Raw genomic sequence first — 26,450 nt, 5'->3', positions numbered from 1 at the left:
GAACCCCGTCCCGAAAGGTGCGGGTTTTTTTGCTGTGTGGGGTATATCTCCCCCGGTGGCGCTGCGCTTACCGGGGCTACAGATCCTCGGCCACCTGCTGGCCGAGGGGACATCAATGCCGCAAAGTTACCGACGTCAATCGTAGTCTGCTTCAGCCTGCTGCTCATACATCAAATTCAATAACGGATACGGTTGCCCCAGATCGTCCGTTTCAGAGCGCCCTGTCACCCTAAAACCCATCTTCTGATAAAACCCGACCGCTTGTTCATTCTGCTCATTTACATTGGTCGTCAGCTTCGGCGTTAACGACAGCGCATGCTCAATCAGCAACTTCCCCACGCCACAGCCGCGGACATCCGGATCGACGAACAGCGCATCCATATGATCTCCGGTCAGCAGCATAAAGGCGATCGGCTGGTCTTCCGTATTAACCGCCACCCACAGCGGAGCCTCCGGTAAAAATGCGCGTACCATCTCCTCCAGCTCCTTTCGATACGCTTTTGTCAGAAAATCATGCGTGGCGTCGACCGACCGACACCAGATCGCAGTCAGTTTATCCCCTTCATCAGGCCGGGAACGGCGGATGTTAATAACCATACTTTCTCCTTTTCTACATTCTTATATTCTAACTCAACAAGCGCCGTGAAATTTTCTCACCGTGAACATGCAGACTCGACATTCACCCGATTCCTGGTTATCTTCAGCTATCTGGATGTCTAAACGTTTATACGTATGCTATGAGGTAATACAGTTATGCCAATTCGGGTGCAGGACGAGCTGCCAGCCGTCAATTTCTTGCGCAATGAAAACGTCTTCGTAATGACGACAACACGTGCAACGACTCAGGAAATCCGCCCCCTGAAGGTGTTAATCCTCAACCTGATGCCGAAGAAAATCGAGACGGAAAATCAGTTCCTGCGTCTGCTATCAAACTCTCCGCTGCAGGTGGATATCCAGTTATTGCGTATCGATGCGCGCGAGTCGCGTAATACCCCTGCGGAGCATCTGAATAACTTTTACTGTAATTTCGATGAGATCTGCGATCAGAACTTTGACGGCCTGATTGTTACCGGGGCTCCTTTAGGCCTGGTTGAGTTTAACGATGTTGCTTACTGGCCGCAGATCAAACAGGTACTGGAGTGGGCCAAGGATCACGTCACTTCGACGCTGTTCGTCTGTTGGGCGGTTCAGGCCGCGCTGAACATTCTGTACGGCATTCCCAAGCAGACCCGCGCCGAAAAGATTTCCGGCGTCTATGAACACCATATTCTTCATCCGCACGCCTTACTGACCCGCGGTTTCGACGACTCTTTCCTGGCCCCGCACTCACGCTATGCTGATTTTCCGGCCGGACTTATTCGCGACTATACCGATCTTGAGATCCTCGCGGAGACGGAAGAGGGCGATGCGTATTTGTTCGCCAGTAAAGATAAGCGCATCGCCTTTGTCACCGGCCACCCGGAGTACGATGCCAATACCCTGGCAAGTGAATATTTCCGCGATGTGGAAGCCGGTTTGAACCCTGAGATACCTCATAACTATTTCCCACAAAACGACCCGCAGAACAAACCGCGCGCCACCTGGCGCAGCCACGGCAATCTGCTGTTCGCTAACTGGCTTAACTATTACGTCTACCAGATTACGCCATACGATCTGCGTCATATGAATCCGACGCTGGAATAATACTCTATGTGAGACGATCCTAAAGCGTTTCAGCATTTTGCCTCTGGCACCTTCGGGTGCCTTTTTTATTTCCGAAATTCACTTCATACACGATGATAACTTTAATTTCATTGTTATCAATGTGTTAATGATAATTTAAAATTAAAATGGAAATTGTTTTTGATTTTGGAAATTAATTGAGTAGTCTTAATTGTGCTGAGCGAAAACTGCACAACGATCTTTCGCTCGCTTCCAGCGGATCAACCAAGAGGAGCAGCACAATGACGCAGCAGGCGACAATCACCGATGAACTGGCCTTTAGTCAGCCCTATGGCGAGCAGGAGAAGCAGATCTTAACGCCTGAGGCGGTAGAATTTCTGACGGAACTGGTGAGCCGCTTTACGCCGGCGCGCAATAAGCTGCTGGCCGCGCGTTTGCAGCAACAGCAGGCTATTGACGACGGGCAGCTTCCGGATTTTATTTCGGAAACTGCTTCCATTAGAAATGGCGACTGGACTATTCGCGGTATCCCGGCTGATTTGCAGGATCGCCGCGTGGAAATCACCGGCCCCGTCGAGCGCAAGATGGTCATTAACGCGCTGAATGCCAACGTCAAAGTCTTTATGGCGGACTTTGAGGATTCGCTGGCGCCTGACTGGCGCAAAGTCATTGATGGTCAAATCAACCTGCGCGATGCCGTGAACGGAACCATCAGCTACACCAACGAGGCCGGCAAAATCTATCAGTTGCAGCCCAATCCCGCTGTGCTGGTATGCCGTGTGCGCGGCCTGCATCTGCCGGAAAAGCATGTGACCTGGCGTAATGAGGCCATCCCCGGGAGCCTGTTCGATTTTGCGCTCTATTTCTTTCATAACTACCAGGCGCTGCTGGCGAAAGGAAGTGGTCCCTACTTCTATCTGCCAAAAACACAGGCCTGGCAGGAGGCGGCATGGTGGAACGATGTCTTCAGTTTTACGGAAGATCGCTTTGACCTGCCGCGCGGCACCATCAAGGCCACGCTGCTGATTGAGACGCTGCCAGCGGTGTTCCAGATGGATGAGATCCTGCATGCGCTGCGCGACCATATTGTTGGCCTGAACTGCGGCCGCTGGGATTACATCTTCAGCTATATCAAGACGCTGAAAAACCATCCGGATCGCGTACTGCCGGACCGGCAGGTGGTGACGATGGATAAACCCTTCCTCAGCGCCTACTCACGCTTGTTGATTAAGACCTGCCACAAACGCGGCGCGTTTGCGATGGGTGGTATGGCGGCGTTTATCCCGAGCAAAGATACCGAACGTAACCGCCAGGTGCTGAGTAAAGTCACCGCCGATAAAGAGCTGGAGGCCAACAACGGTCACGATGGGACCTGGATCGCCCACCCGGGCCTGGCGGATACCGCCATGGCGGTGTTTGACCGCGTGCTGGGCGATAAGCCGAATCAGCTCTCGGTCACCCGGAGCGAGGATGCGCCAATTACCGCTGAACAACTGCTGGCTCCCTGCGAGGGCGAACGCACGGAAGCCGGAATGCGCGCCAACATTCGCGTGGCGGTGCAGTACATCGAAGCGTGGATCTCCGGCAACGGCTGCGTACCGATTTATGGCCTGATGGAAGACGCCGCAACGGCCGAGATCTCGCGCACCTCTATCTGGCAGTGGATCCATCATCAGAAAACCCTGAACGACGGTACCCCAGTCACTAAGGCGCTGTTCCGCCAGTGGCTGGCGGAAGAGCTGATGGTGATTCAGGAGGAGCTGGGAGAGCACCGCTTCAGCCACGGCCGCTTTGACGATGCGGCGCGACTGATGGAGCAGATCACCACCTCCGACGAGCTAATTGATTTTCTGACATTGCCGGGCTACCGCCTGCTGGCCTAATCGCCAGATGGTGTGGTTCGCCATTTAGTCCTTCACCTATGAGCCTGGGGAGCCAGGAAATTATATGGAGCATCTGCACATGAAAACCCGTACCCAACAAATCGAAGAATTAAACAAAGAATGGACGAACCCGCGCTGGGAAGGCATTACCCGTCCCTACAGCGCGGAAGAGGTGGTGAAGTTACGCGGCTCGGTGAATCCGGAATGCACGCTGGCGCAGCTTGGCGCGGCGAAACTGTGGCGTCTGCTGCACGGGGAGGCGAAAAAAGGGTACGTCAACAGTCTCGGCGCGCTGACCGGCGGCCAGGCCTTGCAGCAGGCGAAGGCCGGTATCGAAGCCATTTATCTCTCCGGCTGGCAGGTGGCGGCGGATGCTAACCTGGCGTCCAGCATGTATCCGGATCAATCGCTGTATCCGGCCAACTCGGTACCGGCGGTGGTGGATCGGATCAACAACACCTTCCGCCGCGCCGATCAGATCCAGTGGTCAGCGGGAATTGAACCGAACGATCCGCGCTTTATCGACTACTTCCTGCCGATCGTGGCGGATGCGGAGGCCGGTTTTGGCGGCGTCCTGAACGCCTTTGAGCTGATGAAATCGATGATTGAAGCCGGTGCAGCGGCTGTTCACTTCGAAGATCAGCTGGCATCGGTGAAGAAGTGCGGCCATATGGGCGGTAAAGTGCTGGTTCCGACTCAGGAGGCGATTCAGAAGCTGGTGGCGGCGCGTCTGGCGGCCGACGTGATGGGGGTCCCGACGCTGGTCATCGCCCGTACCGATGCCGACGCCGCGGATTTAATTACCTCAGACTGCGATCCGTACGATCGTGAGTTTATTACCGGGGATCGCACCAGCGAAGGGTTCTTCCGCACCCACGCCGGGATCGAGCAGGCGATCAGCCGCGGGCTGGCCTACGCGCCGTATGCGGATCTGGTGTGGTGTGAAACGTCGAAACCGGATCTCGAGCAGGCGCGCCGCTTTGCCGAGGCTATCCATGCGCGTTTCCCGGGCAAACTGCTGGCCTATAACTGCTCGCCGTCGTTTAACTGGAAGAAAAATCTTGATGATAAAACCATCGCCAGCTTCCAGCAGCAGCTGTCGGACATGGGATACAAATACCAGTTTATTACCCTCGCGGGGATCCACAGCATGTGGTTCAACATGTTCGACCTCGCCCATGCCTACGCTCAGGGTGAGGGGATGCGCCACTATGTTGAGAAAGTGCAGCAGCCGGAATTCGCCGCCGGGCCGGAAGGCTACACCTTCGTCTCGCATCAGCAGGAGGTGGGCACCGGCTACTTCGACAAGGTCACCACCATTATCCAGGGCGGTACCTCGTCGGTAACGGCGCTGACCGGCTCGACCGAAGAAGAGCAGTTTTAAGCCATGCCCGGTGGCGCGACGCTGACCGGGCCTGCAAGAGGACGCAGGCCGGATAAGCGAGCGCGCCATCCGGCATGACGTGGCGCCGGATGGGGGAAAGCGATGACGCGTGGTCTGGAATTACTGATTGCCCAAACGATATTGCAGGGATTTGACGCGCAGTATGGGCGTTTTCTTGAAGTCACTTCCGGCGCGCAGCAGCGCTTTGAACAGGCTGACTGGCACGCCGTGCAGCAGGCGATGAAGCAGCGGATCCATCTCTACGATCACCACGTGGGCCTGGTAGTAGAGCAGCTGCGCTGCATCACCGAAGGGAAAAGCACCGACGTCGATTTTCTTCTGCGGGTGAAACAGCAGTACACCCAACTTTTACCGGATTACCCTCGCTTTGAAATTGCTGAGAGCTTTTTCAATTCGGTCTATTGCCGCCTGTTTGACCACCGCTCGCTGACCCCCGAGCGGCTCTTTATTTTCAGCTCGCAGCCCGAGCGACCCTTTCGTACCCTCCCGCGACCGCTGGCGAAAGATTTCTTTCCGGAACGCGGTTGGTCGCACCTGCTGGGTAAAGTACTGTCCGATCTGCCGCTGCGGCTACCGTGGCAAAACAAAGCGCGGGATATCGGCTATATCATTGCCAGTCTGCAGGAGGCGCTGGGGGAGGAACTGCTCGCCACCTGTCATCTGCAGGTCGCCAATGAGCTGTTCTACCGCAATAAAGCCGCCTGGCTGGTGGGCAAACTGGTCATGCCGATGGCGACGCTGCCTTTTTTGCTGCCGATCCACCGCAGCGAAGAGGGTGAGCTGTTTGTTGACACCTGCCTCACAACCCATGCCGAAGCGAGTATCGTTTTTGGCTTCGCGCGTTCCTATTTTATGGTTTATGCGCCGTTGCCCGGCGCCCTGGTGGAATGGCTGCGCGAGATCTTGCCGGGTAAAACGACGGCCGAGCTGTACATGGCGATTGGCTGTCAGAAGCATGCCAAAACCGAAAGCTATCGCGAATATCTACACTACATTACTCGCTGCGATGAGCAGTTTATTGAAGCGCCGGGTATTCGCGGGATGGTGATGCTGGTGTTTACCCTGCCGGGCTTTGACCGGGTGTTTAAGGTGATCAAGGACCGCTTCGCGCCGCAGAAAGAGATGACCGCCGCCCATGTGCGGGCTTGCTATCAGCTGGTAAAGGAGCATGACCGCGTCGGGCGGATGGCGGACACCCAGGAGTTTGAAAATTTCGTGCTGGATAAACGGCAAATCGCGCCGGCGCTGCTGGCGCTGCTGCAGGCGGAAGCGGGGAACAAACTCACCGATCTCGGCGACCGCATAGTCATCAGCCATCTCTATATTGAACGGCGAATGGTGCCGCTCAACCTGTGGCTGGAGCAGGTTAACGGCCAGGCATTGCGTGATGCGGTAGAAGAGTATGGCAATGCTATCCGCCAGCTGGCCGCCGCCAACATCTTTCCCGGCGATATGTTATTTAAAAACTTCGGCGTCACCCGCCATGGCCGGGTGGTGTTCTACGACTATGATGAAATCTGCTATATGACGGAAGTGAATTTTCGCGAGATCCCGCCGCCGCGCTATCCGGAGGATGAGCTGGCCAGCGAGCCGTGGTACAGCGTTTCGCCTGGCGATGTGTTTCCGGAGGAGTTCCGCCACTGGCTGTGCGCCGACCCGCGCATTGGGCCACTGTTTGAAGAGATGCATGCCGACCTGCTGCGCGCCGACTACTGGCGCGCACTGCAGATGCGGATTAAAAACGGCCATGTGGAAGATGTCTACGCCTACCGGCGCAAGCAGCGTTTTAGCGTGCGCTATGGCGCCGACAGTAGACCGGATAAGGCGTTTACGCCGCCATCCGGCAAGGTGCGCCGATCTGCCTGATGGCGCTACGCTTATCAGGCCTACTTAAAATGCCCTTCTGGGGCATTTTTTTATTTAACCCCGCCATACGCCAGCGTCACTTCCTTCGCCGCCTTGATCACCAGCGCGCCCAGCTCAGTCACCCGATCATCGGTCATACGCGAGATGGGGCCTGAGATGGAGATTGCCGCGAACGGTTCGCGATGTTCATCGTAAATGCAGGCGGCGACGCAGCGCAGGCCGAGCGCGTGCTCCTCATCATCGAAAGAGTAGCCCCGCTTGCGGGTCTGGGCTAAATCTTCCTTCAGATGCAGCGGGGAGACCAGCGTGGCATGCGTATAGGCATGCAGCCCTTTACGGTGCAGCAGACTGGTGACCTGCTCTTCGCTCAATTGCGAGAGAAACGCCTTCCCGGCGCCGGAAGCGTGCATCGGCAGTTTACCGCCGATTGGCGCCGACATCCGCATCAGCTGGGTGCACTGCACCTGATCGATAATGATCGCCTGGTGGTCGCTCTGGTCGAGCACCGCCAGATTCACCGTTTCACCGGAATCTTCCATTAGCTGGCGCAGGATCGGGTGGACAATGGCCAGCAGATTGCGGCTTTGTAGAAAGCTGCTGCCGACCACGAAAGCATGCGCCCCGACGGCCCAGTGACCCAGCTCGCCAACCTGGCGGACGAAGCCCAGCTGTTGCATGGTGGTCAGCAGACGGTGAGTCGTGGAGTTGGGCAGACCCGCCTGCTGCGCCAGTTCGGTCAGCGCGACGCTGCTGTGGGACTCGGCAATCCATTCGAGTAATTTCAGGCCGCGGGTCAGCGACTGAACCTGACCGCCAGCCTGCTGGGCAGTGGCAGCCGCGGGTTTTCTGCCGCGTTTCGCGGGAATGGGGGTTGTGGCCATCGCGAACTCCTTTTTCTGTATCGTGGAAATAATTTTCGTTTTATTTGGCAATAATGCAATCACAACCGGACTCATCGGAGGAGTGAAGCTGAACATGTCTCATATTGCCCGTTGTTGTCTTTTCCGCTCCGGTGGTTTATGCCAGTATGGTTTGTTGGCTATTTGGCCTGAGTCGAGCGTTGTCGGGAGCAAGTGTGAGCAGCAAAGTTGAGCAACTGCATCAGCAGTTAAAAGAACGTATTCTGGTTCTGGATGGGGGCATGGGCACCATGATCCAGGGCTATCGTCTGAGTGAGCAGGACTTTCGCGGTGAGCGCTTTGCTGACTGGCCGTGCGACCTGAAAGGCAACAACGACCTGCTGGTGCTCAGCAAACCCGAAGTGATCCGCGAGATCCACGACGCCTATTTCGAGGCCGGCGCGGATATCATTGAGACCAACACCTTTAACTCGACGACCATCGCGATGGCGGATTACCAGATGGAATCCCTGTCGGCCGAGATCAACTTTGCCGCGGCGAAGCTGGCCCGCGCCAGCGCCGACGCCTGGACGGCCCGCACGCCGGAAAAGCCGCGCTATGTCGCGGGCGTGCTTGGCCCGACCAACCGCACCGCTTCTATTTCGCCTGATGTGAACGATCCGGCGTTCCGTAATATTACCTTTGACCAGCTGGTGGCCGCCTATCGCGAATCCACCCGGGCGCTGGTGGAAGGTGGCGTGGATCTGATCCTGATTGAAACGGTATTTGACACCCTGAACGCTAAAGCGGCTATCTATGCGGTGAAAGAGGAGCTGGAGGCGTTAGGCGTTGACCTGCCGCTGATGATCTCCGGGACCATTACCGATGCCTCTGGCCGCACGCTTTCCGGACAGACCACCGAAGCCTTTTATAACTCGCTGCGTCACGCCGAAGCCTTATCGTTTGGTCTGAACTGCGCCCTCGGGCCGGACGAGCTGCGGCAGTACGTCCAGGAGCTGTCGCGCATTGCCGAATGCTACGTCACCGCGCACCCGAACGCCGGCCTGCCCAACGCCTTCGGCGAATACGATCTGGACGCCGACACCATGGCGACGCAAATTCGCGAATGGGCGGAAGCCGGTTTCCTCAATATCGTTGGCGGCTGCTGCGGTACCACCCCGGAGCATATCGCCGCCATGAGCCGGGCGGTAGCGGGCCTGCCGCCGCGTCAGTTGCCGGAAATTGCGGTGGCCTGCCGCCTCGCCGGCCTGGAGCCGTTGAATATCGGCGACGATAGCCTGTTCGTTAACGTCGGTGAACGAACTAACGTCACCGGCTCGGCGAAATTTAAGCGGCTGATTAAAGAAGAGAAGTACAGCGAAGCGCTGGACGTTGCGCGTCAGCAGGTGGAAAGCGGCGCGCAGATTATCGATATCAACATGGACGAGGGGATGCTCGACGCGGAAGCGGCGATGGTGCGTTTCCTTAACCTGATTGCCGGCGAGCCGGACATTGCCCGCGTGCCGATCATGATTGACTCCTCCAAGTGGGAAGTCATTGAAAAGGGCCTGAAATGTATTCAGGGCAAAGGCATCGTTAACTCGATTTCGATGAAAGAGGGCGTCGAATCCTTTATCCACCATGCGAAACTGGTTCGCCGCTACGGCGCCGCGGTGGTGGTGATGGCTTTCGACGAGGTTGGTCAGGCCGACACCCGCGAACGTAAAATTGAGATTTGCCGTCGCGCCTACAAAATCCTCACCGAAGAGGTCGGCTTCCCGCCGGAAGATATTATCTTCGACCCCAATATCTTTGCCGTCGCCACCGGTATCGAAGAGCATAACAACTACGCACAGGACTTTATCGGCGCCTGCGAAGACATCAAACGCGAGCTGCCGCATGCGCTAATCTCCGGCGGGGTCTCCAACGTCTCCTTCTCCTTCCGCGGTAATGACCCGGTACGTGAGGCGATCCACTCCGTATTCCTCTACTACGCGATCCGCAACGGCATGGACATGGGGATCGTCAACGCCGGTCAGCTGGCCATCTATGATGACCTCCCGGGCGAGCTGCGCGACGCGGTCGAAGACGTGATCCTCAACCGCCGCGATGACAGTACCGAACGGTTACTTGAGCTGGCGGAAAAATATCGCGGCAGCAAAGCGGACGACGGCGCGAATGCCCAGCAGGCGGAGTGGCGCACCTGGGAAGTGAAAAAACGCCTCGAATATTCGCTGGTGAAGGGCATTACCGAATTTATCGAACAGGACACCGAAGAAGCGCGTCAGCAGGCCGCCCGCCCGATTGAGGTCATTGAAGGGCCGCTGATGGACGGCATGAACGTGGTCGGCGATCTGTTCGGCGAAGGCAAAATGTTCCTGCCGCAGGTGGTGAAATCCGCCCGTGTAATGAAACAGGCGGTGGCCTACCTTGAGCCGTTTATTGAAGCCAGTAAAGAGCAGGGCTCCAGTAACGGCAAAATGGTGATTGCCACGGTAAAAGGCGACGTTCATGACATTGGCAAAAACATCGTCGGCGTGGTGCTGCAGTGCAATAACTACGAAATCATCGATCTTGGCGTGATGGTCCCGGCGGATAAAATTCTCAAAACGGCCAAAGAGGTAAACGCGGATCTAATTGGCCTTTCCGGGCTGATTACCCCATCGCTGGACGAGATGGTTAATGTGGCGAAAGAGATGGAGCGCCAGGGCTTTACCATCCCGCTGCTGATAGGCGGCGCGACCACCTCGAAAGCGCATACGGCGGTGAAAATCGAGCAGAACTACAGCGGCCCGACCGTTTACGTACAGAACGCCTCGCGCACCGTCGGCGTGGTGTCTGCGCTGCTCTCGGACACGCAGCGCGACGAGTTTGTCGCCCGCACGCGCAAAGAGTATGAAACGGTGCGTATCCAGCATGGGCGTAAAAAACCGCGTACGCCGCCGGTGACCCTTGCCGCCGCGCGGGAAAACGATCTGGCCTTTGACTGGGAGAGCTACACGCCGCCGGTGGCTCATCGTCTGGGAGTACAGACGGTGGAAGCCAGTATCGAGACTCTGCGCAACTACATCGACTGGACGCCGTTCTTCATGACCTGGTCGCTGGCGGGTAAATATCCGCGCATTCTGGAAGATGAAGTGGTAGGGGAAGAGGCGCAGCGCCTGTTCAAAGATGCTAACGAGCTGCTGGATAAGCTGAGCGCAGAGAAAACCCTGAACCCGCGCGGCGTGGTGGGTCTGTTCCCGGCCAACCGCGTGGGCGACGATATTGAAATCTATCGCGATGAAACCCGCACCCACGTGCTGACGGTGAGCCATCATCTGCGCCAGCAGACGGAGAAGGTTGGCTTCGCCAACTACTGCCTCGCCGATTTTGTCGCGCCGAAGCTGAGCGGCAAGGCGGACTACATCGGCGCCTTCGCCGTGACCGGCGGCCTGGAAGAGGACGCGCTGGCGGATGCCTATGAAGCGCAGCATGATGACTATAACAAGATCATGATCAAGGCCATCGCCGATCGCCTGGCGGAGGCCTTTGCCGAGTATCTGCATGAGAAAGTGCGCAAGGTTTACTGGGGATATGCGGCCAATGAGAACCTCAGCAATGAGGAGCTTATTCGCGAGAACTACCAGGGGATCCGACCGGCGCCGGGATATCCGGCCTGTCCGGAGCACACCGAAAAGGGGACCATCTGGCAGCTACTGGACGTCGAAGCCCATACCGGCATGAAGCTCACCGAATCGTTCGCCATGTGGCCGGGCGCATCGGTTTCCGGCTGGTACTTCAGCCATCCGGATAGCAAGTACTTCGCCGTGGCGCAGATCCAGCGCGATCAGGTCGAAGATTACGCGCTGCGTAAAGGAATGACGCCGGCGGAGGTTGAGCGCTGGTTAGCGCCTAATCTGGGCTATGATGCGGACTAGTCGTCATCTTTCCTTACAACAAACAAGGCGCTCTGTGAGCGCCTTGTCTCTTTATTGAGGTTAACCCCTTATACTGAGATAGGTTCCTGAACTTCGGAAAACCTATAACGATAAGGAGAAGCTGATTCCGTGTTAACTCTGCTACACCTGTTGTCCGCGGTTGCTCTGCTGGTGTGGGGCACGCATATCGTGCGTACCGGGGTGATGCGCGTCTATGGCGCTCGCCTGCGTACCGTTCTCAGTAGCAGCGTAGAGAAAAAGCCGCTCGCCTTCTGCGCGGGTCTTGGCGTGACTGCGCTGGTGCAAAGCAGTAACGCCACCACCATGCTGGTGACCTCATTTGTCGCCCAGGATTTAGTGGGTCTGATGCCAGCGCTGGTGATGGTGCTGGGGGCCGACGTCGGGACGGCGCTGATGGCGAGGGTGTTGACCTTCGACCTGTCGTGGCTGTCGCCGTTGTTGATATTTATCGGGGTGATTTTCTTCCTCGGCCGCAAGCAGACCCGCGCCGGGCAGCTTGGACGGGTGGGGATTGGTCTGGGGCTGATCCTGTTGGCCCTCGAGCTGATTGTCCAGGCCGTACACCCCATAACCCAGGCGAACGGTGTGCAGGTGATTTTCGCCTCGCTGACCGGCGATATCATGCTGGATGCCTTGATTGGCGCCGTATTTGCAATCATTAGCTACTCCAGCCTGGCGGCGGTGCTGTTAACGGCGACGCTGACCGCGGCGGGAGCGATCTCTTTCCCGGTGGCGCTGTGTCTGGTGATTGGCGCCAACCTGGGATCGGGGCTGCTGGCGATGCTTAACAACAGCGCGGCGAACGCGGCGGCGCGCCGGGTGGCGCTGGGCAGCCTGCTGTTTAAGCTGGTGGGGAGCCTGATTATTCTGCCGTTCGTCCATCCGCTGGCCGCGGCGATGCACAAGCTGCCGTTGGCCGAGTCCGAGCTGGTTATCTACTTCCACGTCTTTTACAACCTGCTGCGCTGCATCGCGATGGTGCCCTTTGCCGGACCGATGGCGAAGCTGTGCCAGCGTCTGATCCGCGATGAGCCCGAGCTGGATAACCATCTCAAACCCAAGCATCTCGACCCGTCGGCGCTGGACACCCCGGCGCTGGCGCTGGCCAATGCCGCGCGCGAGACGCTGCGCATTGGTGACGCGATGGAGCAGATGCTGGAGAGCCTGCACAAGGTGATGCATGGCGAACCGCGTCAGGAGAAAGAGCTGCGCCGTATGGCGGATGATATCAACGTACTTTACACCGCTATTAAGCTCTATCTGGCGCGAATGCCAAAGGATGAGCTGGCGGAAGAGGAATCCCGGCGCTGGGCGGAAATTATTGAGATGTCGTTAAACCTCGAACAGGCGTCCGATATCGTCGAGCGAATGGGCAGCGAGATCGCCGATAAATCGCTGGCGGCGCGGCGCGCCTTCTCGGTAGAAGGGTTAAAGGAGCTGGACGCCCTGTACGATCTGCTGCTCAGCAACCTGCAGCTGGCGATGTCGGTCTTCTTCTCCAGCGATGTGCCCAGCGCCCGCCGCCTGCGGCGCAGCAAACACCGGTTCCGCATTCTTAACCGCCGCTACTCGCATGCGCACGTTGACCGTCTGCATCAGCAGAACGTGCAGAGCATCGAAACCAGTACGTTGCACCTGGCGCTGCTGGGGGATATGAAGCGTCTGAACAGCCTGTTCTGCTCGGTGGCCTACAGCGTGATGGAGCAGCCGGATGAAGACGACGAACGGGATGACTACTAAGACGGGTTATTTTCCCCGTTTATGTCGCTTCTTTTGTGGCGCGATAGCCCTCCCGGGAGGTGGCTGACGCCTTTCCCGGGAGGGAGACACTAGCTTCTGGCAAACGCCGAGGCTTCTGCCACCAGCGCATTATCCGGCCGTACGCCGGTATAAAGGGCGAACTGCTCGACGGCTTGCAGGGCAATAACTTCCGCACCGCTGATGGTTTGCTTACCCCGTTGTTGCGCCAGGCGGATCAGCGGAGTTTCCGCCGGCAACGCGACCACGTCAAACACGACGCTGGCCTGGGCCACCATGGCCTCGCTGAACGCCAGCGTGTTGCTTTCCGCTCCCCCCGCCATGCCCAGCGGTGTGACATTGACCAGAATCTCGGCTGCGATCCCTTCGGGCAGGGGCTGCCACTGAAAGCCATACTGTTTTGCCAGCGCCAGGCCGCGCTGGCGATTGCGGGCCGCAATGATCACGTCGCGGAAACCGGCATCACGGAAGGCGGCAATGACGGCTTTCCCCATGCCGCCGCTACCCTGAATCATCACTCTGGCGTTGGTATCGAGCCGATGGCTGGCGATCAGGCTTTTGACCGCGATGTAATCGGTGTTTAGCCCGGTTAACTTCCCGTCGTCGTTGACGATGGTGTTGACGGAGTCGATGACTTTTGCTGACGGATCGATCGCGTCAAGAAACGGTATGCAGCTCTCTTTAAACGGCATGGAGACCGCACAGCCGCGGATACCCAATGCGCGAACCCCTTTTACCGCCGCCTCAATATCCTTAGTCGTAAAGGCTTTGTAGAGGTAGTTCAATCCCAGCTTGTCATACAGATAGTTATGAAAGCGGGTGCCGAAGTTGCCGGGGCGACCCGCCAGGGAGATGCACAGCAGCGTATCGCGGTTAATCATGCGTAATATCCTCCGCGTGGGCCAGCAGATACGCTTCAGCCTCCTGGGACCAGATCCCATGGTGACGCGCCACAATCGCTGCCAGTTCGGGATCGGCGATCTCGCCCAGCGGCGTGAGCGGGAAGGCTTTTCCGGTATACACCAGCTTTTTTCCCCCGCCGACGGCAGGCAGATCGAGGGTGGTTTCGCCCGCGGCGTTCAGGCCGAGAATATGGGTGACCACTTTCGCCGTCTGGACCTTTTTCGCCTGCATCAGCGCCACCGCGGCGCGCATATCGTCAGTATTACCGCCGGAGGTGCCGACGTAGTGGGTGAAGGCGTAGTGCACGTCGTAGAAGTTGATCGGGGCGCTGAATTGCTTATCCTGGGGGCCAGCAAAGAAGTTCAGGCAGCCGTCCGGAGCCAGCAACGAGGAGGCCAGGGTGATCAGCTGTTCGTTTGGCACAAACACGAAGATATCGTCGAAGCCATGGCCGCCGCTGAGCGCCAGCAGCGTATCGCGACTGGCCTCATGGCCGTCGAGGTAGTGGATCAGCGTCTGCGGCTCAGAGGGGTAATGACGGCGGGCGTAGCTGAGCTTCGGCTTATTGGTATCGGTCACTACCAGTAGTGAAGGATTGATGGGGCCGTGCAGCGCATAGTCGATAGCCAGCAGCCCCATCGGCCCCGTCCCGCCCAGGATCAGAGTGTGTCCCTGAGGACGGATCCCCATCACGTGGTTGTAACTCCCCTCCTGCAGATGATAATTGGCGTTGAAAGCGCCAATGACGCAGGAGAGCGGCTCCACCAGCGATCCTTCAAACCAGGTATCCCCCTCCCAGGTGAGCAGGCAATCCTGCGCCATCACCTCATTGGGGATCACCACATGGGTGGCTTCGCCACCGATCCATGGGAATGAGTAGCCGGGGCAGTCGGGTCGGTCGGGCAACTGCAGGTTGGCCTGGATCACGTAGCGCTGCCCTGGCTGAAACTTATGCTGCCACTTTTTACCGACGGCAAGGATTTCGCCGCAGAATTCATGACCGATAATAATGGGCCTGGTGGCCACATCATCTGGCACCTTTTTATGATCGGCACCCTGATTGGCCTCTTTCCATGAGGAAAGACACAGGCTGTCCGTGACCACCCGGGCGAGGATCTCATCGTCCTGCATCGCCGGGAGGGTAAAGGTTTCCAGGCGCAGGTCTCGTTTGCCATACAGGCGCAGGGCCGTTGTTGTTTGCATAAACCACCTCATCCCCTTCATCTTTCGGGGCTATGTTGTTGACGTCACCCCGGCATCGCCGGGGCGGAATAATCAGGACATAAAGCCGAGGGCGTTGCCGATAATGCCTAAGCCGAAAAGGGCGAAAATCAGCCAGACCGGATTCACTTTCTTGTTCAGCAGACGCACCATCAGTAGCGTCAGGCCCAGCGCCAGCAGGCCGGGGCAGAGCTGATCGAGGATGTTCTGGACGGTCATCGTGACGGTGGCGCCGTCTGCACCGGGCGTTTGGGAAACCACCAGCGGCACATTGATGGTGGTCCATTTGGTCACCAGCACCCCCATGACAAACAGGCCGAGAATGGAGGCGCCTTCAGTCAGCTTCTGCAGCAGGTTACCGCCCATATCGCTGACGATATTGACCCCTTTACGGAAGCCCAGTTGCAGGCCGTACCACTTCATTGCCAGCCGCACTGCATTGAAAATAAAGAAAAATAACAAAGGTCCCAGAATGTTGCCGGAGAGGGCCAGCGAGGCGCCAAGGGCCGCAGTAATCGGCCGCAGCGTGCCCCAGACCAGCGGGTCGCCGACGCCGGCCAGCGGGCCCATCAGACCCACTTTGATGCCGTTGATAGCGCCATCGTCAATGGCCGCGCCGTTAGCCCGGGCCTCCTCCATGGCGGCGGTGACGCCGATCACCGGGCCACACACCGCCGGCGTGGTATTAAAGAACACCAGATGACGCTTCAGCGCCGCGACCTGATCGGCTTTGAGCGGATACAGGCGTTTGATCGCCGGGATCATGTCGTAGCAAAACCCCAGGCCATGAATACGTTCGAAGTTAAAGGAGGCCTGCTGGAGGTTGGAGCGGAGAAACATGCTCACCAGGTCGCCTTGCGTGATTTTTTTCTGTTCCATTTTCGGCTCCATTAGTCGTCAAGCTGGTCAAGGGCGGGGGCAGAGGGGGCAGTGGAGGCGGCGGGTTCAGCCTTACGCCACTGTGGATTGAGCTGGATGTAGATCAGCGCGATGATGACGCCCACGCCGCCGAAGGCCAGCAGGCTGAAGTCGAGATAACCCCCGGCGAGAAAACCGAGGAAAAAGAAGGGCATCAGGTATTTCACGCCCATCATTCGCAGCACCATCGCGTAGCCCACGACGACAATGAAACCACCGGCAATCTGCAGGCCGCGGGTGACGAATTCCGGGATCGCGCTGAGCATACTGCTGACCATATCCGCGCTAACGAACAGCGAGACCACCAGCGCCGGGATTGCCACGCGCAGCGCCTGCACCCCCAGCGCGGAGACATGCAGCAGGTCGATGGTGCGAAAGCGCGCCTCCTCGGCCGCTTTGTCCGCGGCGTGCTGGAACACCACGGTAATGGTACGGGCGAAAACGGTCAGCACCTGCCCGGCGGCGGCCACCGGCAGAGCAATGGCGATACCGGTGGCAATGCTCTGGTGGCCCACAATCACCAGAATGGCGGAGATAATGCTGGCCAGCGCCGAATCTGGCGACTGCGCTGCCCCCACGTTCATCCAGCCGAGGGCGATCAGCTCCAGCGTACCGCCGAGCATAACCCCGGTTTTTAAATCGCCCAGGATGAGGCCAATCACGGTACAGGCGATAAGGGGCCGATGGGTCTGAAATTCATCCAGCACGCTGCCCATTCCGGCAATACAGGAAAAAATAAATATGGCTATTATCTGTAGGGTACTAATTTCCATAATTTATGACCTTTAAGGTGTGAGTCATCCTGCCTGCTACGGCATATCACAACAGGCGCTATTTTTTATTCGCAGAAAGCTGTTTCGTTAATTTTGTCGAGAATATTGACTGACGGATCTGATGCGACCACGCGTAAATCGAGTTTTACGCCCAGTTTATCGAGTTCACGGAATGCCTGAATATCCTGCGGATCCAAAGAAACGGCTTTGGTTAGCTGTTTTTTACCGGGTCGCCAGGCCATGCCACCAATATTTAACGTGGCGATCTGCACGCCCTGGCGCACCATCGTTAAAACATCGTGTGGATTGGTAAATAAATAAAAGACGGTCTCGTCCTGATATTGCGGGTTATGATAGACCGCAACCGCTTTTTCCAGACTGACAACGTTTACCTTCATGCCTGGCGGAGCCGCCTGGCGCAACAGGGTCCGGCGAACCTCATCGTTAAATACATCGTCATTGCAGATAATTATCCGCTGGGCGTTGGCGACTTTTGACCACACGGTGGTGACCTGGCCATGAATCAGTCGGTCATCAATACGGGCGAGGGTAATTTGCATCAGAACTCCTCCTCAACGGTTTCTGGCTGCTGCCAGACCACACAGCACTGACTGGCGATGGCCTGCAGATGCTGGCATAAGTCATCGGCGCTCAGGGTATACTGGTTATCCACCAGCTCGAGCGCCAGCGGCAGCGACAGGCCGCTAATCACCCGGATCTGCGGGTGACGCATTGCCAGCCCGGCTGCGGCATTCCATGGGCTTCCGCACTGCAAATCTACCGCGATTACCCACTCCTCATCGGTGTGGGCGCTTACTAACTTTTCCAGGTTAATGGCGATATCCGCCGCGTTTTCGCCGGGGACAAACGCGACGGCGCTGACGTTAACCTCGCCGTAGACCATGCATACCGAATCAAGCATGGCCCCGGCCAGCTGGCCGTGGGCGCAGAAGATAGCGTGAACCATACTGCCTCCTTAACCGCGCGTTTTTCCGCCGGCAATGTTAGTGGTGACTCCGGTGATGTAGCTGGCGCGCGCTGACAAGAGATAGCAAACAAAATCAGCGACTTCTGAGAGTTTTCCTGCCCGCCCGATGGGAATGGCGTTTTTGGTATATCCCTCGCGAAGTTGCTCGACGGTGATATTGCGCGTCCAGGCCAGCGCCTCTTCATATTCCGGTGTCCGCAGACCGGTTTTTTCGAGGATCCCCGGCGCAACGCCGACCACGCGGATCCCATATTTACCCAATTCTTTGGACCAGGAGCGGGTAAAGCTGTTGAGCGCGGCCTTGGTCGCGGCGTAGCAGCTTTGACCTTCAGAGCCTTCCAGGCCGCTCTCCGAAGAGACATTGACAATCACACCGGCGCGCTGTTTGACCATTTGACGCGCCACCGCCTGCGACATGAAAAACACCCCTTTCTGGTTGATATTGACCATTTTTTCAAAAGCGGCTTCGTTTAATTCATAGCGGCCGGCCGGTGCTTTTTCGTCGACTAATAAACGCGGGAAATTCACGCCAGCGTTATTGACCAAACCATCAATACGCGACCAGCGCTGAATAATGGCATCGATAGTCTGTTGCACCTCTGTCGCGCTGGAAATATCCGTCGGCCAGAAGTGATAATTATCGCCATTGTGATGACGATCGCCGCCATGAATATCAATCATCTGGACATGAGCACCTTGTGATAATAATTCATCGACAATGGCCAGCCCAATTCCCGAGGCGCCGCCGGTCACGATAATGACGTTATCTTTTAAATTTAACCAGGTATTCATTATTCACTCCCATTTCTTTAGATAAAGGGATCCCCCGCAGCGGGTGCTGCGTGAAATCATATCCTGTGTGTTATTTCAGTAATAACTCAGCCGTTTCTCTGTTTGTCACCAGACAATTAATATAGCGTCCGTGCAATGCGCCAAGAATGCCAGAGTATTTCTCTTCCCCCATGGCGATGCCGATGGAATAGCGAGCCTGGCGCAGCTTCGCCATTTCGATCGACAGGGTTTTTTCGCTCATATTGGTATCGACTAACCCGCCGTTAATATCGTAGAAACGCGAACAGATATCCCCGGCGACGTGGCGGGCGTTGAGATCGTCGCTCTCTTCGCTGCCGTAGAAGGCGTGCCAGTTTGCGCCGTCGCGAATGGCCGGTGAACCAATACCCACCAGCGCCACATCCAGGCTGTCCCAGTAGGATGAGATGGTTTTAAAGTGCTGGGACTGCATGATGCCGTTGCGGATCAGCGGGTTATCCAGCAGGGCTGGAAAATCGGCAAGGTGGGATTCCGCTTTCAGTCTGGCTGCCGCGCCGTAGGTTAAGGTGTTCACATGGTAGCGGCTCTCCAGTTTACCGGAAGGTCCACCGATGATGGGGACGCAGATCACCTGGCGTGACTGGCTGGCCTGCGGCAGGTTCTCCACCAGCGAACGCACGGCGCGGCCCCATGAAAAACCGATGATATCGCCTGGCTCCAGCAACCGATCGACAAGCAGGGCGCCATGCTGGCCCATCGCACTCAGCTGTTCTTCTTCCAGCAGCCCATCGCTGCTGGCAACCACCGCCTCTTTCAGGCCAAATTTTTGCTTGAGCTGTTGCTCGAGCCACAGGTTTTCATTGTAGTCATAGTTGATGGCGATGGTAACAATGCCCTGCTCGCGGCCGCGCTTCAGCAGGCGACTGATGGTGGTGCGATAGATCCCCAGCTCGCGAGCAATTTGCGCCTGAGTCATATCCTGCTCGTAATAGAGCTGGGCGATTTTGACAATCAGCCGGATATCGTCACTGTTTTCCATGGTCATCTGCAGGCTCCTGCACATTTGTGCAAATCGCGGGTTTGTGCTGTTGATCTGATATAACCCTATTAGAGCCACCGTTTAAAGCGATTTTCTTTTATTTCATCACCCTAATCTGGCGAATAATCTTGCACATTTGCGTTATCAATAGCGGGTTGTTGGCACCTTTGTGCATTGCACGCTAAATCGCTGATTCTGTGATATTTCATCATGCAAAGTTGCCAGGCGTTGAGCGGGACACTTTTGTGAAAAAAGGCGTAGTCGATCACACCTTGCGCCGGAGGGCGCAAAGGCACATCTTTTTTCTCGCCCACAAGGTAGGGTATATTTCGCTTTTACAGGAGAATCTATGCTGCCCGACTCATCAACCCGATTAAATAAATACATCAGCGAAAGCGGCATCTGCTCGCGTCGCGAAGCGGACCGCTTTATTGAACAAGGCAACGTCTTTATCAATGGCAAGCGCGCCACCATTGGCGATCAGGTGAAGCCTGGCGATTTAGTCAAAGTGAACGGACGGTTGATTGAGCCGCGCGAAGCGGATGATCTGGTACTGATTGCGCTGAATAAGCCGGTCGGCATTGTGAGCACCACCGAAGACGGCGAGCGCGACAACATTGTCGATTTCGTCAACCACAGCAAGCGTATCTTCCCTATTGGCCGTCTGGATAAAGATTCTCAGGGGCTGATCTTCCTCACCAACCACGGCGATCTGGTGAACAAGATCCTGCGCGCCGGCAACGACCATGAAAAAGAGTATCTGGTGACGGTCGATAAGCCGGTGACCGATGAGTTCATTCGCGGCATGGGCGCGGGGGTACCGATTCTCGGGACCGTGACCAAAAAATGTAAGGTAAAGAAAGAAGCGCCGTTCGTTTTCCGCATCACTCTGGTGCAGGGGCTGAATCGCCAGATCCGTCGTATGTGCGAGCACTTTGGCTATGAAGTGACGAAGCTTGAGCGTACGCGGATCATGAACGTGAGCCTGACGGGGATCCCCTTGGGTGAATGGCGTGATCTAACCGATGACGAGCTGATCGACCTGTTCAAGCTGATTGAAAACTCCTCTTCCGAAGCGAAGCCGAAAGCCAGGCCGAAGGCCAAAGCGGCGACTCCCGGCATCAAGCGCCCGGTGGTGAAGATGGAAAATAGCAACGATAAGGGCCGCCCGGCTGGTAACGGGAAACGTTTCACCCAGCCGGGACGTAAAAAGAAAGGGCGTTAACGCCTGCCGCGGGTCGGCGTATTCGCCGACCAGGAAAAGGTCGCTTCCTTATCCGTTTTATAAGCCTGCTGTTTTCTCACCTGGCGGGCTTTCTTCGCTTCCGCTTCACGCTGCGCCATCAGCTTATCGATATATTCCTTTTTCACGCTGTTCGTTTCCGCATTGCTCAGCGGGCGGCCATGCGCAATACGCGCGCGGTCAAGCAGCGTTTTCAATTCGCGCTGTTCGCGCTCGGTCATCTCTTTTTGTGTAATACGGGGGAGTGCCATGGTGGTGCCCTCAGTCAGACCAGAGCACCCAGTGTACGGCAATGAATATTTTACTGATAGCCTGTATGGCAACTAAAGCAGGCACACGCCCGGGCCTGCGTCCGGACGTATCACGCTCAGCGCTTGTCGGCTTTTTTGGCGATGGGCTTTCCTGACCAGTACCCGGCCAGCAGCGAACCGGACAGGTTATGCCAGACGGAGAACAGCGCGCCTGGCAGCGCCGCCAGCGGGCCAAAGTAAATTTTACCCAGCGCGGCCGCCAGGCCGGAGTTCTGCATCCCCACCTCGATCGCCAGCGTACGGCAGGTGGATTCATCAAAACCAAACAGACGTCCGCCCCAGTACCCGCCAAGCAGACCAATAGTGTTATGCAGGATCACCGCGATAATCACCACCAGGCCGACGGAGGCGATATGGGCGGCGGAACCCGCCACCACCGCGCTGATGATCGCCAGAATGCACACCATCGAGAAGGCAGGCAGGAACGGCTCTACCGCTTTCACCACCTTCGGCAGCAGATGATGGACAATCAGTCCCAGCGCGATGGGAATGACCACAATCTGCAGAATGCTGAGCAACATGCCCATGACGTCGACCTGAATATGCGCGTCGACGTACAGACGGGTGAGCAGCGGTGTCGCCACGACGCCGACGAGGGTGGAGACCGAGGAGATGGTCACCGACAGCGCCACATCCCCTTTGGCAAGAAAGATCATCACGTTGGAGGCGGTCCCGCTGGCGACGCTGCCGACCAGCACCATTCCGGCGGAAAGCTCCGGCGGCATATGAAACAGCAGCGCCAGCAGCCAGGCGGCGAGCGGCATCACCAGATAATGGAGAAAGATCCCCGCAGCGACCGGCGCCGGGCGCGACAGGACGCGTTTGAAATCCTCCAGCTTCAGATGCACGCCCATACCGAACATGATCAGCATCAGCAGGGTGGTGACCCATGGGCCAATTGGGGTGAAGGTGGTGGGAGTGTAATAGGCCAGAACGGAGAGCAGCAGTGCCCATAACGGGAACAGCCGCGTCAGAGTTGCGAGCATGTTGTGTTCCTTGCGATACGCGAACCGGGCCGCGCCATCCCGATGGGCGGCGAGCAGGTCAGCTGGTTGTGTTGATATTGTTATAAAAAAGCCGGGTTCGAGCCCGGCTATAGGTATTGTTTATCGTGCTAAGGAATTTTATTCAAACAAATTATGATGCAGCTTCTGCACAACCTTCTCCGCATCGTCGCCCGGCACCAGGAAGCACAGGTTGTGGCTGGAGGCGCCATAGCAGATCATGCGGATGTTAAACGGCTCGAGGACGCCAAAGACCTCTTTGCCGACGCCGCAGGCTTTCGACAGCTCATTGCCAATCAGGGCGACCAGCGCCAGATTTTCTTCCACTTCCACGCGGCACAGCGAAGAGAGCTCGGTCAGCAGCGCCTGGGTCAGCAGGGTATCGCCCGCAGAGGTCGAGCCGGTGGTGTCCATGGTCAGGGCCACGCTCACTTCGGAGGTGGTGATCAAATCAACTGAGATGTTATGGCGCGCCAGAATACCGAACACTTCGGCGAGGAAGCCGCGGGAGTGCAGCATATTCAGGCTGTGCAGCGTCAGCAGCGTTTGCCGGCGACGCAGCGCCAGCGCGCGGAACAGCGGCGGGTTCTCGGTGGTTTTACACACCAGCGTACCGCCCGCTTTAGGCTCTTTACTGGAGCCGACAAACACCGGGATATCGCTGCGCACGGCAGGCAGCAGGGTCGCCGGATGCAGCACTTTGGCGCCAAAGGTGGCCATTTCCGCTGCCTCTTCAAAGGCGATGACGTCGATGCGTTTCGCCGCCGGCGCGACGCGCGGGTCGGTAGTATAGATCCCCGGGACATCGGTCCAGATATCGACGCGGGTGGCATTCAGCGCTTCGCCGAGCAGAGCGGCGGTATAATCGCTGCCGCCGCGGCCGAGGGTGGTGGTGCGGCCTTTCGCTTCGCTGCCGATAAAGCCCTGGGTCACCACCAGGCCTTCCGCCAGGCGCGGCGCCAGCTGCTGCTGGGTCAGTTCGGCGACGGCGGCGATGTCCGGTTCGGCGCGGCCAAAGCGATCGTTAGTGCGCAGCACTTTACGGGCGTCAAACCACTGCGCCTGAATACCGCGTTCACGCAGAATTTCCACAAACAGCAGGGTGGACATCAGTTCGCCATGGCTGACCAGTTCGTCAGTCAGGGCGGTTGAGGAGGCGAGCGCGGCGGCTTCCGCCAGCGTCGTGATATTTTCCAGCAAGCGCTCAATCTCTTCGCGGATCACGTTGGGATAACGCAAACGCTCCAGAATATTGAACTGGATCTGACGCAGAGCGTCCAGCTGGGAAAAACGTTCGGTGGGTTCCAGCCCTCCCGCTAAGGCCACCAGAATGTTGGTCACGCCGGCAGAGGCGGAGAGCACAACAATACGGGTATTGGCATCGAGCAGCGCCACATCGATGCTGCGGTTCATTGCGTCAAAATCAGCAACGCTGGTGCCGCCAAATTTGGCGACGACTAGATCTGTCATAACAACCTCGTGTCAGGGGGCCTGACTTATTAAAACGATTCCTGAGCACCGATCCTGGCAGGGGCTGGACGCCGCCGGATCGCAACAAAATGTCTTAATAAGCCAGGCCAAATTATTCAGCCATGGCACAAGGGAAGAGCGATAAACAGGGTGGCGCAGAGTGATAAACAACTACGATGTCACCCAGAAGTGCTCCACCTTGTAGACCCGACTCACCGCTTTGGGCGCTGAGGTGTTCGGGTATGAAACGCCCGACTGCGAACGTTTCTGGTGACAACCCAGGGGATTCAGCCCCTGTGGCCGGCGAGGAGCGTGACCAGACGCTCTTTCACCTCGGCGTTGCTCCCCCTCACGTATCTTCCCCGGACTGGTTCCTCCAATACGGTTACCTGGGCAACGCACCTCTTCTGGCAATTACTGACGTCTTTCACCTGGCCGGGGGAACAGGGACATTATATCCCCCGCGAATACCCTTTCGCTGTAGCGTGAAATGCGCGAGCAATAGATACCTACCAATACGTAAGCACTGCGGATATATAAAGGCTTAACGCCAGCTATGTCAACGCTGCGGTTATGCGGATTTTTCATGCCTCTGCGGCTAACAGAAAAAAGCCTTATGATAGCTATACTAATGGGGCTTTTTACTCCGTTTTGACCCGATTCCTGACCGGCGTCAGGGTCAAGTCACAAAAATCATCACAATTTTCCGTCACCGGCGCTACAATCGACCGAAGTCACAATCTCAAATCAGAAGAGTATTGCTAATGAAAAACATCAACCCAACGCAGACCTCTGCCTGGCAGGCATTACAGAAACACTTCGACGAAATGAAAGATGTCACTATCAGCGAGCTTTTCGCCAAAGATAGCGACCGTTTTTCTAAATTTTCCGCGACGTTCGACGATCTGATGCTGGTGGACTTCTCCAAAAACCGCATCACTGAAGAGACGCTGGCTAAACTGCAGGATCTGGCGAAAGAGACTGACCTGGCGGGCGCTATCAAGTCGATGTTCTCAGGTGAGAAGATCAACCGCACCGAAGACCGCGCGGTACTGCACGTCGCGCTGCGTAACCGCAGCAATACGCCGATTGTGGTTGATGGCAAAGATGTGATGCCGGAAGTGAACGCTGTGCTGGAGAAGATGAAAACCTTCTCCGAAGCGATTATCTCCGGTAGCTGGAAAGGCTACACCGGCAAACCGATCACCGACGTGGTTAACATCGGCATCGGCGGCTCCGACCTCGGTCCTTTCATGGTGACCGAGGCGCTGCGTCCGTATAAAAACCACCTCAACATGCACTTTGTCTCTAACGTCGATGGCACCCATATCGCCGAAGTGCTGAAGAACGTGAATCCGGAAACGACTCTGTTCCTGGTGGCGTCCAAGACTTTCACTACCCAGGAAACCATGACCAACGCCCACAGCGCGCGCGACTGGTTCCTGGCAACCGCGGGCGACGACAAGCACGTGGCGAAACACTTCGCCGCGCTTTCCACCAACGCGAAAGCGGTTGGCGAGTTCGGCATCGACACCGCCAACATGTTCGAATTCTGGGACTGGGTTGGCGGCCGTTACTCCCTGTGGTCGGCGATTGGTCTGTCCATCATTCTCTCCGTGGGCTTCGACAACTTCGTTGAGCTGCTGTCCGGCGCGCATGCGATGGATAAGCACTTCTCCACCACTCCGGCGGAGAAAAACCTGCCGGTGCTGCTGGCGCTGATCGGCATCTGGTACAACAACTTCTTCGGTGCGGAAACCGAAGCGATTCTGCCGTACGACCAGTACATGCACCGCTTTGCCGCTTACTTCCAGCAGGGCAACATGGAGTCCAACGGTAAGTATGTTGACCGTAACGGCCACGCGGTAGACTACCAGACTGGCCCAATCATCTGGGGTGAGCCGGGCACCAACGGTCAGCACGCGTTCTACCAGCTGATCCACCAGGGCACCAAAATGGTACCGTGCGATTTCATCGCTCCGGCTATCACCCACAACCCGCTGTCTGACCACCATCAGAAACTGCTGTCTAACTTCTTCGCCCAGACCGAGGCCCTGGCCTTTGGTAAATCCCGCGAAGTGGTTGAGCAGGAATATCGCGATCAGGGTAAAGACCCGGCGACCCTGGAGCACGTGGTGCCGTTCAAAGTGTTCGAAGGTAACCGCCCGACTAACTCCATCCTGCTGCGTGAGATCACCCCGTTCAGCCTCGGGGCGCTGATTGCCCTGTACGAGCACAAAATCTTCACCCAGGGCGCGATCCTCAACATCTTCACCTTTGACCAGTGGGGCGTTGAGCTGGGCAAACAGCTGGCTAACCGCATCCTGCCGGAGCTGAAAGACGGCAGCGAAGTTAGCAGCCACGACAGCTCTACTAACGGCCTGATTAACCGTTATAAAGCCTGGCGCGCATAACGCTTGCGCAGCTAAGACGGAATGCCGACCCTTTGGTCGGC

General features: G+C 57.1%; 21 protein-coding genes and 1 riboswitch. Of the genes, 8 read left to right on the top strand and 13 right to left on the bottom strand.

Annotated elements, in window-relative coordinates; all coding sequences use genetic code 11:
- Window positions 1-135 precede the first annotated feature (135 nt).
- Complete coding sequence (locus tag KHQ26_RS21480) at window positions 136-597, bottom strand: acetyltransferase (protein ID WP_004178258.1); 462 nt, start codon at window positions 595-597, stop codon at window positions 136-138.
- 156 nt (window positions 598-753) lie between these two features.
- On the opposite strand from KHQ26_RS21480, the gene metA reads away from it, so the two are divergent.
- From metA to aceK, 4 genes are all read left to right on the top strand, one after another.
- On the top strand, window positions 754-1,683 hold the full coding sequence (metA, locus tag KHQ26_RS21475; protein WP_004146576.1) for a homoserine O-acetyltransferase MetA: 930 nt from the start codon (window positions 754-756) through the stop codon (window positions 1,681-1,683).
- A 260-nt stretch (window positions 1,684-1,943) separates the two neighbouring features.
- Complete coding sequence (gene aceB / locus KHQ26_RS21470; RefSeq protein ID WP_002884559.1) at window positions 1,944-3,545, top strand: malate synthase A; 1,602 nt, start codon at window positions 1,944-1,946, stop codon at window positions 3,543-3,545.
- Between the two features lie 79 nt (window positions 3,546-3,624).
- Window positions 3,625-4,929, top strand: a complete 1,305-nt coding sequence (aceA, locus tag KHQ26_RS21465) for an isocitrate lyase (protein ID WP_002884570.1) — start codon at window positions 3,625-3,627, stop codon at window positions 4,927-4,929.
- A gap of 102 nt (window positions 4,930-5,031) precedes the next feature.
- Window positions 5,032-6,816 (top strand): bifunctional isocitrate dehydrogenase kinase/phosphatase, encoded by a 1,785-nt coding sequence (gene aceK / locus KHQ26_RS21460; protein ID WP_002884575.1) that lies wholly within the window; start codon window positions 5,032-5,034, stop codon window positions 6,814-6,816.
- 50 nt (window positions 6,817-6,866) lie between these two features.
- On the opposite strand, the gene iclR is transcribed toward aceK, so the two are convergent.
- On the bottom strand, window positions 6,867-7,697 hold the full coding sequence (gene iclR, locus KHQ26_RS21455; protein WP_016946580.1) for a glyoxylate bypass operon transcriptional repressor IclR: 831 nt from the start codon (window positions 7,695-7,697) through the stop codon (window positions 6,867-6,869).
- Window positions 7,698-7,891: 194 nt separating this feature from the next.
- Between iclR and metH the strand changes: the two genes are divergently transcribed.
- Window positions 7,892-11,575, top strand: a complete 3,684-nt coding sequence (gene metH / locus KHQ26_RS21450) for a methionine synthase (protein ID WP_049123474.1) — start codon at window positions 7,892-7,894, stop codon at window positions 11,573-11,575.
- A 129-nt stretch (window positions 11,576-11,704) separates the two neighbouring features.
- A complete protein-coding gene (locus KHQ26_RS21445) occupies window positions 11,705-13,336 on the top strand; it encodes a Na/Pi cotransporter family protein (RefSeq protein ID WP_004177864.1) in 1,632 nt (543 codons plus the stop codon).
- A gap of 89 nt (window positions 13,337-13,425) precedes the next feature.
- On the opposite strand, the gene KHQ26_RS21440 is transcribed toward KHQ26_RS21445, so the two are convergent.
- From KHQ26_RS21440 to KHQ26_RS21405, 8 genes are all read right to left on the bottom strand, one after another.
- Entirely contained in the window at window positions 13,426-14,235 is an 810-nt protein-coding gene (locus KHQ26_RS21440; RefSeq protein ID WP_020803742.1) for a shikimate 5-dehydrogenase, read from the bottom strand.
- Window positions 14,228-15,460, bottom strand: coding sequence for an L-sorbose 1-phosphate reductase (gene sorE / locus KHQ26_RS21435; protein WP_002884587.1), 1,233 nt, complete (start codon window positions 15,458-15,460; stop codon window positions 14,228-14,230). The genes KHQ26_RS21440 and sorE overlap by 8 nt, the downstream gene beginning before the upstream one ends.
- Window positions 15,461-15,532: 72 nt before the next feature.
- Window positions 15,533-16,357 (bottom strand): PTS system mannose/fructose/sorbose family transporter subunit IID, encoded by an 825-nt coding sequence (locus KHQ26_RS21430; protein ID WP_020803743.1) that lies wholly within the window; start codon window positions 16,355-16,357, stop codon window positions 15,533-15,535.
- An 11-nt stretch (window positions 16,358-16,368) separates the two neighbouring features.
- Window positions 16,369-17,169: a PTS mannose/fructose/sorbose transporter subunit IIC gene (locus tag KHQ26_RS21425; RefSeq protein WP_002884608.1), complete on the bottom strand. Its 801-nt coding sequence runs from the start codon at window positions 17,167-17,169 to the stop codon at window positions 16,369-16,371.
- Between the two features lie 65 nt (window positions 17,170-17,234).
- A complete protein-coding gene (locus tag KHQ26_RS21420) occupies window positions 17,235-17,729 on the bottom strand; it encodes a mannose/fructose/sorbose PTS transporter subunit IIB (RefSeq protein WP_004151751.1) in 495 nt (164 codons plus the stop codon).
- The gene (locus KHQ26_RS21415; RefSeq protein WP_009309461.1) at window positions 17,729-18,136 is read right to left on the bottom strand and encodes a mannose/fructose/sorbose PTS transporter subunit IIA; all 408 of its coding nucleotides are present in this window, start codon (window positions 18,134-18,136) and stop codon (window positions 17,729-17,731) included. The genes KHQ26_RS21420 and KHQ26_RS21415 overlap by 1 nt, the downstream gene beginning before the upstream one ends.
- Window positions 18,137-18,145: 9 nt before the next feature.
- Entirely contained in the window at window positions 18,146-18,949 is an 804-nt protein-coding gene (locus tag KHQ26_RS21410) for an SDR family oxidoreductase (protein ID WP_002884614.1), read from the bottom strand.
- 70 nt (window positions 18,950-19,019) lie between these two features.
- On the bottom strand, window positions 19,020-19,967 hold the full coding sequence (locus tag KHQ26_RS21405; protein ID WP_002884616.1) for a sugar-binding transcriptional regulator: 948 nt from the start codon (window positions 19,965-19,967) through the stop codon (window positions 19,020-19,022).
- A gap of 349 nt (window positions 19,968-20,316) precedes the next feature.
- On the opposite strand from KHQ26_RS21405, the gene rluF reads away from it, so the two are divergent.
- Window positions 20,317-21,192 (top strand): 23S rRNA pseudouridine(2604) synthase RluF, encoded by an 876-nt coding sequence (rluF, locus tag KHQ26_RS21400; protein WP_002884619.1) that lies wholly within the window; start codon window positions 20,317-20,319, stop codon window positions 21,190-21,192.
- On the opposite strand, the gene KHQ26_RS21395 is transcribed toward rluF, so the two are convergent.
- The 3 genes from KHQ26_RS21395 to lysC form a co-directional block, all read right to left on the bottom strand.
- Window positions 21,189-21,461 carry a DUF3811 domain-containing protein gene (locus KHQ26_RS21395; RefSeq protein ID WP_002884625.1) on the bottom strand — a complete coding sequence of 91 codons (273 nt, stop codon included), beginning with the start codon at window positions 21,459-21,461 and terminating at the stop codon, window positions 21,189-21,191. The two genes, rluF and KHQ26_RS21395, sit on opposite strands and share 4 nt — an antisense overlap.
- Window positions 21,462-21,577: 116 nt before the next feature.
- Window positions 21,578-22,507 (bottom strand): ketopantoate/pantoate/pantothenate transporter PanS, encoded by a 930-nt coding sequence (panS, locus tag KHQ26_RS21390; RefSeq protein ID WP_002884627.1) that lies wholly within the window; start codon window positions 22,505-22,507, stop codon window positions 21,578-21,580.
- Window positions 22,508-22,645: 138 nt separating this feature from the next.
- A complete protein-coding gene (gene lysC, locus KHQ26_RS21385) occupies window positions 22,646-23,995 on the bottom strand; it encodes a lysine-sensitive aspartokinase 3 (RefSeq protein WP_004146591.1) in 1,350 nt (449 codons plus the stop codon).
- A gap of 179 nt (window positions 23,996-24,174) precedes the next feature.
- Window positions 24,175-24,410: riboswitch (Lysine riboswitch) on the bottom strand.
- Between the two features lie 349 nt (window positions 24,411-24,759).
- On the opposite strand from lysC, the gene pgi reads away from it, so the two are divergent.
- Window positions 24,760-26,409: a glucose-6-phosphate isomerase gene (gene pgi / locus KHQ26_RS21380; protein WP_002884631.1), complete on the top strand. Its 1,650-nt coding sequence runs from the start codon at window positions 24,760-24,762 to the stop codon at window positions 26,407-26,409.
- Window positions 26,410-26,450: the final 41 nt, after the last annotated feature.

Origin of the sequence: Klebsiella sp. 10 (assembly GCF_018223925.1) — a bacterium.
Lineage (GTDB): Bacteria > Pseudomonadota > Gammaproteobacteria > Enterobacterales > Enterobacteriaceae > Klebsiella > Klebsiella pneumoniae.
This window is presented reverse-complemented; position numbering and strand designations above follow the sequence as displayed.

What these genes read in the sequence shown, in the direction of transcription:
- KHQ26_RS21480 (WP_004178258.1), bottom strand. Translation starts at nt 597, where the DNA reads ATGGTTATTAACATCCGCCGTTCCCGGCCTGATGAAGGGGATAAACTG.
- metA (WP_004146576.1), top strand. Translation starts at nt 754, where the DNA reads ATGCCAATTCGGGTGCAGGACGAGCTGCCAGCCGTCAATTTCTTGCGC.
- aceB (WP_002884559.1), top strand. Translation starts at nt 1,944, where the DNA reads ATGACGCAGCAGGCGACAATCACCGATGAACTGGCCTTTAGTCAGCCC.
- aceA (WP_002884570.1), top strand. Translation starts at nt 3,625, where the DNA reads ATGAAAACCCGTACCCAACAAATCGAAGAATTAAACAAAGAATGGACG.
- aceK (WP_002884575.1), top strand. Translation starts at nt 5,032, where the DNA reads ATGACGCGTGGTCTGGAATTACTGATTGCCCAAACGATATTGCAGGGA.
- iclR (WP_016946580.1), bottom strand. Translation starts at nt 7,697, where the DNA reads ATGGCCACAACCCCCATTCCCGCGAAACGCGGCAGAAAACCCGCGGCT.
- KHQ26_RS21440 (WP_020803742.1), bottom strand. Translation starts at nt 14,235, where the DNA reads ATGATTAACCGCGATACGCTGCTGTGCATCTCCCTGGCGGGTCGCCCC.
- sorE (WP_002884587.1), bottom strand. Translation starts at nt 15,460, where the DNA reads ATGCAAACAACAACGGCCCTGCGCCTGTATGGCAAACGAGACCTGCGC.
- KHQ26_RS21430 (WP_020803743.1), bottom strand. Translation starts at nt 16,357, where the DNA reads ATGGAACAGAAAAAAATCACGCAAGGCGACCTGGTGAGCATGTTTCTC.
- KHQ26_RS21425 (WP_002884608.1), bottom strand. Translation starts at nt 17,169, where the DNA reads ATGGAAATTAGTACCCTACAGATAATAGCCATATTTATTTTTTCCTGT.
- KHQ26_RS21420 (WP_004151751.1), bottom strand. Translation starts at nt 17,729, where the DNA reads ATGCAAATTACCCTCGCCCGTATTGATGACCGACTGATTCATGGCCAG.
- KHQ26_RS21415 (WP_009309461.1), bottom strand. Translation starts at nt 18,136, where the DNA reads ATGGTTCACGCTATCTTCTGCGCCCACGGCCAGCTGGCCGGGGCCATG.
- KHQ26_RS21410 (WP_002884614.1), bottom strand. Translation starts at nt 18,949, where the DNA reads ATGAATACCTGGTTAAATTTAAAAGATAACGTCATTATCGTGACCGGC.
- KHQ26_RS21405 (WP_002884616.1), bottom strand. Translation starts at nt 19,967, where the DNA reads ATGGAAAACAGTGACGATATCCGGCTGATTGTCAAAATCGCCCAGCTC.
- rluF (WP_002884619.1), top strand. Translation starts at nt 20,317, where the DNA reads ATGCTGCCCGACTCATCAACCCGATTAAATAAATACATCAGCGAAAGC.
- KHQ26_RS21395 (WP_002884625.1), bottom strand. Translation starts at nt 21,461, where the DNA reads ATGGCACTCCCCCGTATTACACAAAAAGAGATGACCGAGCGCGAACAG.
- panS (WP_002884627.1), bottom strand. Translation starts at nt 22,507, where the DNA reads ATGCTCGCAACTCTGACGCGGCTGTTCCCGTTATGGGCACTGCTGCTC.
- lysC (WP_004146591.1), bottom strand. Translation starts at nt 23,995, where the DNA reads ATGACAGATCTAGTCGTCGCCAAATTTGGCGGCACCAGCGTTGCTGAT.
- pgi (WP_002884631.1), top strand. Translation starts at nt 24,760, where the DNA reads ATGAAAAACATCAACCCAACGCAGACCTCTGCCTGGCAGGCATTACAG.